This is a genomic window from Mycobacterium sp. TH-M11, from assembly GCF_057473725.1.
On record NZ_JBYCLD010000175.1, the window covers coordinates 1 to 8,981 of the forward strand.

General features: G+C 67.8%; 10 protein-coding genes. 7 read left to right on the top strand and 3 right to left on the bottom strand.

The window, feature by feature from the left end:
* From AC2VOG_RS07770 to eccE, 7 genes are all read left to right on the top strand, one after another.
* Window positions 1-1,103 (top strand): PPE domain-containing protein (locus AC2VOG_RS07770; RefSeq protein WP_486939335.1); only part of this gene is annotated, 1,103 nt, incomplete at its 5' end.
* A 49-nt stretch (window positions 1,104-1,152) separates the two neighbouring features.
* Window positions 1,153-1,446 (top strand): WXG100 family type VII secretion target, encoded by a 294-nt coding sequence (locus tag AC2VOG_RS07775; RefSeq protein ID WP_486939336.1) that lies wholly within the window; start codon window positions 1,153-1,155, stop codon window positions 1,444-1,446.
* A 30-nt stretch (window positions 1,447-1,476) separates the two neighbouring features.
* Window positions 1,477-1,767 (top strand): WXG100 family type VII secretion target, encoded by a 291-nt coding sequence (locus AC2VOG_RS07780; protein WP_486939337.1) that lies wholly within the window; start codon window positions 1,477-1,479, stop codon window positions 1,765-1,767.
* 13 nt (window positions 1,768-1,780) lie between these two features.
* Window positions 1,781-2,659, top strand: coding sequence for an ESX secretion-associated protein EspG (locus AC2VOG_RS07785; protein WP_486939338.1), 879 nt, complete (start codon window positions 1,781-1,783; stop codon window positions 2,657-2,659).
* Between the two features lie 51 nt (window positions 2,660-2,710).
* Window positions 2,711-4,120 (top strand): type VII secretion integral membrane protein EccD, encoded by a 1,410-nt coding sequence (gene eccD, locus AC2VOG_RS07790; protein WP_486939339.1) that lies wholly within the window; start codon window positions 2,711-2,713, stop codon window positions 4,118-4,120.
* Window positions 4,117-5,499: a type VII secretion-associated serine protease mycosin gene (mycP, locus tag AC2VOG_RS07795; RefSeq protein ID WP_486939340.1), complete on the top strand. Its 1,383-nt coding sequence runs from the start codon at window positions 4,117-4,119 to the stop codon at window positions 5,497-5,499. The genes eccD and mycP overlap by 4 nt, the downstream gene beginning before the upstream one ends.
* A complete protein-coding gene (gene eccE, locus AC2VOG_RS07800; RefSeq protein WP_486939341.1) occupies window positions 5,496-6,482 on the top strand; it encodes a type VII secretion protein EccE in 987 nt (328 codons plus the stop codon). Before mycP ends, eccE begins: the two co-directional genes overlap by 4 nt.
* 68 nt (window positions 6,483-6,550) lie before the next feature.
* Here the strand turns inward: eccE and stf0 are convergent, their stop codons facing one another.
* The 3 genes from stf0 to bluB all read right to left on the bottom strand — a co-directional run bounded on the left by stf0 (window position 6,551) and on the right by bluB (window position 8,902).
* On the bottom strand, window positions 6,551-7,354 hold the full coding sequence (stf0, locus tag AC2VOG_RS07805; RefSeq protein ID WP_486939342.1) for a trehalose 2-sulfotransferase: 804 nt from the start codon (window positions 7,352-7,354) through the stop codon (window positions 6,551-6,553).
* A 77-nt stretch (window positions 7,355-7,431) separates the two neighbouring features.
* Complete coding sequence (locus AC2VOG_RS07810) at window positions 7,432-8,190, bottom strand: hypothetical protein (protein ID WP_486939343.1); 759 nt, start codon at window positions 8,188-8,190, stop codon at window positions 7,432-7,434.
* A 49-nt stretch (window positions 8,191-8,239) separates the two neighbouring features.
* On the bottom strand, window positions 8,240-8,902 hold the full coding sequence (gene bluB / locus AC2VOG_RS07815) for a 5,6-dimethylbenzimidazole synthase (protein WP_486939344.1): 663 nt from the start codon (window positions 8,900-8,902) through the stop codon (window positions 8,240-8,242).
* Window positions 8,903-8,981: the final 79 nt, after the last annotated feature.

The window sequence follows — 8,981 nt, forward strand, 5'->3', positions numbered from 1 at the left end:
CGACGTTTCCTGAGCTGGCGGCCAACCATGTCATCCACGGTGTGCTGATCGCGACGAACTTCTTCGGAATCAACACGATTCCGATCGCTGTCAACGAGGCAGACTATGCCCGGATGTGGATCCAGGCGGCCACCACGATGGCGACGTACCAAAGCGTGTCCGGGTCGGCGCTGGCGACGGCCCCGCGTGCCGCGGCGGCGCCAGCGGTGCTCAAGACCACCAATGCGACCGCGGCGATGGCGAATCCGTCGGCGTCGGGAAACTTCTTCACCGACATCTTCAACCAGCTGGTGCAACTCCTGCAGGATCCGAGCGGGACGTTCAGCGCCATCCTCGCCAATCCGAGCCAGTGGTTCCCGCTGTTGTTCTTCGTCGCCTACGAGGCATTCTTCATTCCGTTCGGGACGACCTTCTGGTCGGTCCTGCTCAGTTCGCCGGCCTTTCTGCCACTCATTCTGGCCTTGGCTCTCAGCGCAATGGCGCCTCCGATTACGCCTGAACTGGCACCTGATGTTGCTGAGGCGCCTGGCTTTCGAACCGGGCAAGGTGGCGGGATGCCGGCGGCGGGGTTGTCCCCGGCACCGGTGAGTACGCCGGCATCTGCGACTCCGACCTCGGCGGCCGCAGCAACAGCGGGCGCCACTCCGGCACCGGCACCCGCGGCCGTCTTCCCGTACGTGATCGGCAGCATGGATTCCGGCGGCGGTCCCGGACCGACGCTGATCGACCGCGACGAGAACAAGGCGCCGGCCGGCGCGATCGTCGCGGCCGCGGTCGGCGCGTCGCGCCCAGCCAAGTCGCAGAAGCGCCGTCGGCGGCGGTCGATGCAACGGGATCATTACGACGAATTCGCCGACATGAACCTCGATGTCGACCCGGACTGGGGTGCGCGAGACGACCGGGGGCGCGTTGCGGCCGCGGTGTCGGCGGGCAACACCTCGGGTCTGCTCGGGTTCGCCGGCACGGCGGGCAAGCAAGACTCAGCTGCAGCGGCGGGGCTAGCGACCCTGAACAACAACGGATTTGGGAATAGCCCTGGCATGCCGATGGTGCCGGGGACGTGGTATCCCGAGCCATCGGAAGGGGAGGGGGACCACAGCTGAGCGAGAGTTCGTTGGGCAACGGTAATCGAGTAACGAAAGGATTTTTGGGATGAGTTTGTTGGATGCTCACATTCCGCAGTTGATCGCGTCGGAGTCGGCGTTTGGGGCCAAGGCGGGGTTGATGCGGTCGACGATCGGACAGGCCGAGCAGGAGGCGATGTCGTCGCAGGCGTATTTCGTTGGTGAGGGTGCGGCGGCATTTCAGGCGGCGCATGCCCGGTTTGTGGCGGCGGCGGCGAAGGTGAATGCGTTGCTGGATATCGCGCAGGCGAATCTGGGTGATGCGGCGGGCACGTATGTGGCCGCGGACAGTGCTGCGGCGAGCAGCTACCCGGGCTTCTGAGCCGTTACCTATGAGTCGAAAGGGTTTGTGATGTCGCAGATCATGTACAACTATCCGGCGATGCTGGCGCATGCGGCGGACATGGCCGGCTATGCCGGCACCATGCAGAGTCTGGGCGCCGACATCTCTGCTGAGCAGGCTGCGTTGCAGTCGGCGTGGCAGGGTGATACCGGCCTGAGTTATCAGGCGTGGCAGACGCAGTGGAATCAGGCGCTCGAGCAGTTGGTGCTGTCGTATCGCGCGATGGCGGGTACGCACGAGAACAACACCACGTCGATGCTGGCCCGCGACGCGGCCGAAGGCGCCAAGTGGGGCGGCTAGGTCCGCAACGCCGATGACCACCCAGCCCAACGCCGTCGAGTTGACTGTCGATCAGGCGTGGTGCATCGCTGAAACCGTGGGAGCGGGAACGTTCCCATGGGTGTTGGCGATCACCACGCCATACAGTGATGCCGCGCAACGGGGTGCGTTTCTGGCAGCCCAGACCGCCGAACTTGCCAAGATGGGTCTGGTGTCGGCAGATGGCACCATCAATACGGCGGTGGCCGAATGGATTCGGGTGGTGTGTTTCCCAGAGCGGTGGCTGGACCTGCGATATGTCGGGTCCGCCGCCGCTGCGGGAGGCAATGATCTGCTGCGCGGCATCATCGCGCGCCGCGGCAGCAAAGCTACGAAAACCGTTGTGGCACTGCGCAACGCGCAGTTGATCACCTTTACCGCGATGGATATTGACGACTCTCGCGCGCTGGTGCCGATTCTCGGTGTCGGTCTGGCGCAGCAAGCCCCGGCGAGATTCGAGGAATTCAGCCTGCCCGCCCAGGTCGGCGCCCGGGCCGACGAGCGGCTGCGCAACGGTGAACCGCTCACCGAAGTTCTTGACTACCTGGGTATCCCGCAGTCGGCGCGGCCCGTGGTCGAATCGGTGTTCAACGGGCCGCGCAGCTACGTGGAGATCGTCGCGGGCGCTCGCCACGATGGCCGGCACACCACCACCGAAGTGGGCATGAGCATTGTCGACACCACCGTGGGCAGAGTGCTGGTCAGCCCGTCGCGCGCCTTCGACGGCGAATGGATCTCCACCTTCAGCCCGGGAACACCGTTCGCCGTCGCTGTCGCCGCCGAGCAACTCACCGGCCAACTGCCGGACGGCGACTGGTTCGAGGGCAACCGCCTCTCCCGAGACTTCAGCAGCCCCAACCCACAAACTGTTTGATCCACAAAGAGAAAGAGAACCCATGTTCCGCAGAATCCTGAGGTGTCGGTGATGTCCAGCACTGTCATGCCCATCGTGCGGGTCGCGATCCTTGCGGACAGTCGACTGACCGAGATCGCCCTGCCCGTCGACTTGCCGCTGCGCGAAATCCTGCCGGCTGTGCGGCGTTTGGTCGTTCCGGTCGTCGCCGACGATGCGGCCGGCGCCGAGTCCGCCACTCCGGTGCGGCTGAGCCTGGCTCCGATCGGCGGCGCGCCGTTCAGCCTCGACGCGAGCCTGGGAACAGTCGGAGTCGTCGACGGCGATCTGTTGGCGTTGCAGCCGGTGCCGGTCGGGCCGGCCGCGCCGGGCATCGTCGAAGACATCGCGGACGCTGCCGTCATCTTCTCGACATCGCGGCTGAAACCATGGGGCCCCGCCCACATCCAGCGCGGCACGATCGCTGCGCTCATCGGATTGACGTGGGCAGCGACCGGTCTGGGCGTTGTCCACCGAGTGGCCACCGGTTCGGTGGCCGGGCTGATCGCGGTCGCTGCGATCGCGCTGCTCACCGTGGTGGCCGGTTTGGTGGTGCGGTCTCCGCGAGCCGCGGCGGCCTTGTCCGCCGGAGCTCTGGTGCCGGTCGCCGCGGCGTTGGCGTTGGCGGTTCCCGGTCATTTCGGCACGCCGCAGGTCATGCTGGCAGCGGCCGGGGTGGCCGCCTGGTCGCTGATCGGCTTGATCTTGCCTGATCGCGAAAGCCACGGTTTCATCAGCTTTTTCACCGCGACGACGGTGCTGGGTGTGGGCGTGCTGCTGGCAGCGGGCGCCAGCTCGCTGTGGCAGCTGCCCTTGGTGACGTTGGGCGCCGGTCTTCTCGTAGTGGCGTTGCTGGTGACCGTCGAAGCCCCGCAACTGTCCGCGCTGTGGGCACGCTTTCCGCTCCCGGTCATTCCCGCTCCCGGCGACCCGACCCCGTCGGCGCCATCCTCCCGAGTGCTTGCGGATCTGCCGCGACGGGTTCGGATCAGCGATGCCCACCAGACCGGCTTCATCGCCGGCGCCGTGCTGCTCAGCGTGATCGGATCGCTGGCCATCGCGTGGCGGCCAGACACGTTGTCGCCCTGGGGTTGGTACGTGATCGGCGCGACGGCTGCCGCGGCTGCGTTGCGGGCCCGGGTGTGGGATTCGGCCGCTTGCAAAGCGTGGCTGCTGGCCCAGCCGTTCTTGGTGGGGGTCGGACTGATCGTGCTCTACACCGCGACCACGGCATACCTGCCCGCGCTGGTGATCGCCTCGGTGCTGACCGTCGTGGTGCTGGCCTGGGTCGTCGTCGCGCTCAGCCCGACCGTCGCCGCTCCGGAAACGTACTCGCTGCCGCTGCGCCGACTGGTCGGCTTTGTCGCGGCCGGAATCGACGCGTCACTGATCCCGGTGATCGCGTACCTGGTCGGACTGTTCGAATGGGTGCTCAATCGATGAGATCTGCCAGCACTCGGCGGTTCGGTTGTCTCACAGCGGCTTTGGTTGCCACGCTGTGGGTCTGCCCGCCAGCGCTGGCGGTCGACCGGCCGCAGGTCGATCCCGCTGCGCCACCACCGCCCGGTGCGCCCGGTCCGGTGGCGCCGATGACAAAGAGCGGGGAGTGCAGCGTCACCGGCGTCATCCCCGGCACCGACTTCAAAGTGGCGTCCCCGAGCCAGCAGCTCCTGGATCCTTCTGCGGCGTGGCGGTTTTCGCGCGGTGACGGGCAACTGGTAGCCGTTCTGGACACCGGAGTGCGGCCCGGCCCGCGGCTCCCCGGCGTCCAGGGGGGCGGCGACTACATCGAGTCGACCGACGGGCTCAGCGACTGCGACGGGCCCGGGACCGCGGTTGCCGGCCTGATCGCCGGTCAACCCGGCGACGACGGCTTCGCCGGCGTCGCACCGGGCGCCAGAGTCGTGTCGTTACGGGTGACCTCGTCGAAGTTCTCGGCGCGCGGCGCCGGTGGCGACCCGAGCCTGACGAAGGCGGTCGTCGACGTCACCGCACTCGGTCGCGCGATCGTGCACGCCGCCGACCTCGGCGCCCGGGTCATCGCCGTCTCGGGGATCACCTGCGTGCCCGCCGACCGCAATGTCGACCAAGGGGCGCTGGGGGCGGCGATTCGTTATGCGGCCGTCGACAAAGACGCGGTGATCGTCGCCGCCGCCGGCAACATCGGTGCGGCCGGCGGAGCGGGGTGTGATGCCAACCCGCTCACCGACATGAGTCGCCCCGACGACCCGCGCAACTGGGCCGGTGTCACGTCGGTGTCCGTCCCGTCGTGGTGGCAGCCGTACGTGTTGTCGGTCGGGTCGCTGACACCCGGTGACCAGCCGTCGAATTTCACCATGCCCGGCCCGTGGGTGGGTATCGCCGCGCCCGGTGAAAGCATCGTCTCGGTGAGCAACCGCGACGACGGCGGACTCGCCAACGGCCTGCCCAACCAACGTCAACAATTGACGCCGCTTGCCGGCACCGGCTACGCGGCTGGATATGTCTCCGGCGTCGCAGCTTTGGTGCGTAGTAAATACCCGGAATTGAAATCCGCGCAGGTGATTCAGCGGCTCACCGCCTCCGCGCGAGGCGGCGCCCGGGCCCCGTCGAACGTTGTCGGAGCGGGTGCCCTCGACCCGGTTGCCGCCCTCACCTGGGAACTCCCGGCCGCCACCACCGGCGAGAAGTCGCCGGTGAAACATGTCGCGGCCCCGCCGGAGCCTGCACCCAAGAGCCGGTGGCCCCGGATCGTCGCATTTGGTGGAACTGCCACTCTCGCAATGGCTGTCGTGGCCGCCGCCGCGATCGCCGCACGCCGACGGAAGGAACCCGCACTGTGAGCGCGCATCAACCCAGTTCGCCGCCCAGCGGACGGATCACGTTGGTGGTGTTGGCCGTTGCGGCCGCAGCCATCGCCTTTCCCTGGCATTCGGTGCGTGAGCGCTGGGTTCTCGGCGTCGCCGTCGTGGTGGTGATGATGCTGCTGGCGCGGTGGCGGGGACTGCCGGTCACCACGATCCTGCGCCGCAGGCTGGCGATCCTGCGGCCCAATCGCGGCGAGCGTCGGGCCGCGGAGTCGGTCACCGATGTGCGGACCACCGCGCTGCTGCGGGTGACGCCGCCGCTGGGCGACACCGACTCGCTGCCGCTGCCGCTGATCGCCGGTTACACGCAACGCTATGGCCTGCGTGCCCACGCCATTCGCGTCACCAGTCGCGACAGCACCTCGGAGGTCGGCACCAGGGAACGTCAGACCTGGATCGGTGTGACGCTTTCTGCCGCAGACAATCTGGCTGCGCTGCAAGCCCGTTCGCCGCACATCCCATTGCATGAAACAGCGGAAGTAGCGGCGCGCCGACTGGCGGATCACCTACGCGAGAGCGGCTGGACCGCTGCGATCGCCGATCCCGACGATGTTCCCTCGCCGCTGCCGCGGCCGGGCCGTGAGACGTGGACGGGGGTCAACCAGGGCGACTCGACGTACGTCGCCGCCTACGGCGTGAAGGTCGACACCGCATTGCCCAACACGCTCGCGGCGATCTGGTCTTACCCGGTCCGCGAGGTTTGGACCGCCGCCGAGGTCAGCGGCGCCGGCGATGAGCAGACCCTCGCGGTCGCCTGCGCATTCCGCACCGACGCCAGACCCGCCCCCAACGGTCCACTGCCCGGGCTGATTTCGAAGTCCGGCATCCAGCGCGCGGCGGTGACGGCGTTGGGCCCGTTGTCGCGAGAGCGTCTCGACGGCCATGTGCTGCTGCCCGATTCGCTGCTGCTCGAGCGGCTGCGCTGGGCCAGCACCGCCGAGCCGCAACCGGTTGGCTGATCAGCCGGAGGCGACGACGTTCCAGCCGTTCCGGCGGGTGTTCGTCATCGCACAGGTCGGCGTCGGAACTACTCCGGCAGCCCCAGTCGGCGCGCGTCGGCGCGGTAGCGGGAAACCCATTCGTCAGCATGCCCGTCGGTGTGGCGTTGCGGCGCCGGCTGAGGAGCGAATCGCGGATCCTGCCCGATCGCCTTCAACACCGTCGCGACAATCGAGGAAAGGTTGTGCCGCAGCGCCGAATAGGGCACATCGATCGGCTCGATGCCCTCGTCGTCGAACCAGGCGCGCCAGCACTCGTCCTGCTCGCGCAGCATGGTGACGGCGTGCGCGATCGCACCGGCGTGGTAGGTGAGCTGTGCGTCGTGCGCGGGATGTGGCCGCCCACGCCAGATCCGGGTCTGCACGGCCCGCCAGAACGACACCGCCTGCGACACCACGTCGGTGCGGTGGACGTGCACGAAGACCGGCTCGCTGCCGATGACGTCCCGAATGGCCGCGCGCAGACCGTCTCCCGAGCGATCCGGCAACCACGACGCCCGCTGTTGCAGCAGCGGCGTTTGGTTCCACATCAGCTTCCCGCCCCAGATGCCGTTTGGTGTGCGGCCTGAACTACGGATGTGCTCACGCCAGGTAATCGAGGACGCGGTGTCCGGCGTGCCGGGGTCCAGCGGATCGAGCAGATGCAGGATGGTCTCGTCCTCGGCGTCGGCGAACCACTGACGGGGCTGCGGGGCCATGCCGGTAGTCGGCAGGTACTGGAAGAACTCCTGTGGCTCGCCTGCGCTGCCGGTGGCCCGGAGCGACTCCGTCAGCAACGTGCTCCCGCAGCGCTGCGACGCGAGCACGAGATACGACGTCGGATGCGCGGGCACCGGGAGAGCCTAACCGGACGCTCGGTGGGCGCGTTTACGCGTATTTACGAGTTGGCGCGCCTGTCGGGTCGCACGGTTCACCACTGCGGCGGCGGGCCGCCGGCGCCGTACTGCGGCGGAAGGGGCGGACCGGGCGGCCAGGGGCCGCTGCCCGGATAACCATCGGGTTTGGGGCTACCGCCCAACAGCTGCGCAGGCAATCCCAACAGCACCCGCAAGGCGGGTACGAACATCAGGCCTCCGGCGACCGCGATGAGCAGACCTGCAATCAGGTCGTAGGTCACCCGGCTCGTCGCGCCGTAGCGAGCTTCGACACCGATCGATAAGACGAGCATGACGATGCCGCCACCGAGGATCAGAAACTGCCCCATCTGGTTTTTGACGACGAGCATCACCGCGCCGGCGGCAACGGCCAGACAGGCCGCGATGATCAGGAAGAGGCACACGACCAGGGCCACCGGAACGCTGGGGACTAGCTTCTCGATCTGCAGTCGACACATGTGGGCGTACTCGCCGCCGAACCGGTTGCAGACGTCGGCGGCCCGGCTGACCGAGCTGTTCAGGTTGATCCAGAGCGTGAGGGTGAGGATCGCGCCGAGCAATCCCATTAACCCGATGACCGCCATACTGATCCAACCGAAGGTCTGCTGTGACGTGGGGACCGGTGTCGGTGGGCCGTAGGCGCCCCATTGCGGCAGGCCATATCCGAATGGTGGTGGTTGCTGGCCGTGGGTTTCCGGGGCGGGCAGGCCGCCGAAATCAGGCCCTGGGTACTCCCGCGGATCCTCGGGCGGGGGTCCCCACTGCGGAGGAGGACCCGGCGGCGGTGGCTGCACCCCGGCATCGTAACCGCCACCGGCCCGCGGCCTGCGGCTGCGCGTCGGGCTACCGTTCGCTGCGCGTTTGACCCCAGCCGTTCTCCGATACGAATTCCGACAGCGGGCGGCCCAGCGCCCAGCCGTCCAATTCCAGCGACGGCCGGTCGGGGAAATCGGGCACCGGGCCGAGACACAGGATCGCCACCGGCTCGGCGTCGTCGGGCATCGACAGCAGCGACGCCAGCTGCGGGGGATCGAACAGCGAGACCCAGCCCATCCCGAGCCCCTCGGATCGTGCTGCCAGCCAGAGGTTCTGGATAGCGCAGGACACCGACGCCAGGTCCATCTGCGGCATCGTGCGCCGGCCGAACACGTAGCTGTCCCGGCCGTCGGACAGCGCGACCACGAGTAACTCCGCGCAATCGAGAATGCCCTCGACCTTGAGCGCGAGAAATTCCTGCGCGCGCGGACCCAACGCGTCCGCGGTCTGCTGGCGTTCCTCGTCGACCAAGGCATGGATGCGCTGCCGCAACTCGTCGTCGGTGATCCGGATGAATCGCCAGGGCTGCATCAGGCCGACATTGGGAGCGGCGTGAGCCGCCTGCAACAACCGGGTCAGGACGTCTTCGGAAACCTTGCTGTCTGGAACGAACCGCCGCATGTCGCGACGCTCGGCGATCACACGGTAGATCGCTTGCCGCTCCGGCGTGCTGAAAGCGTGATCGTCCACCGGACCATCGTAGAAAGCGAGGCGGTCGACGACGCCCATTCGACGCTGCGCGCCGCGGCGACCAGACTGGCGGAAGAAT

What these genes read in the sequence shown, in the direction of transcription:
- AC2VOG_RS07785 (WP_486939338.1), top strand. Translation starts at nt 1,781, where the DNA reads ATGACCACCCAGCCCAACGCCGTCGAGTTGACTGTCGATCAGGCGTGG.
- AC2VOG_RS07775 (WP_486939336.1), top strand. Translation starts at nt 1,153, where the DNA reads ATGAGTTTGTTGGATGCTCACATTCCGCAGTTGATCGCGTCGGAGTCG.
- eccD (WP_486939339.1), top strand. Translation starts at nt 2,711, where the DNA reads ATGTCCAGCACTGTCATGCCCATCGTGCGGGTCGCGATCCTTGCGGAC.
- AC2VOG_RS07780 (WP_486939337.1), top strand. Translation starts at nt 1,477, where the DNA reads ATGTCGCAGATCATGTACAACTATCCGGCGATGCTGGCGCATGCGGCG.
- mycP (WP_486939340.1), top strand. Translation starts at nt 4,117, where the DNA reads ATGAGATCTGCCAGCACTCGGCGGTTCGGTTGTCTCACAGCGGCTTTG.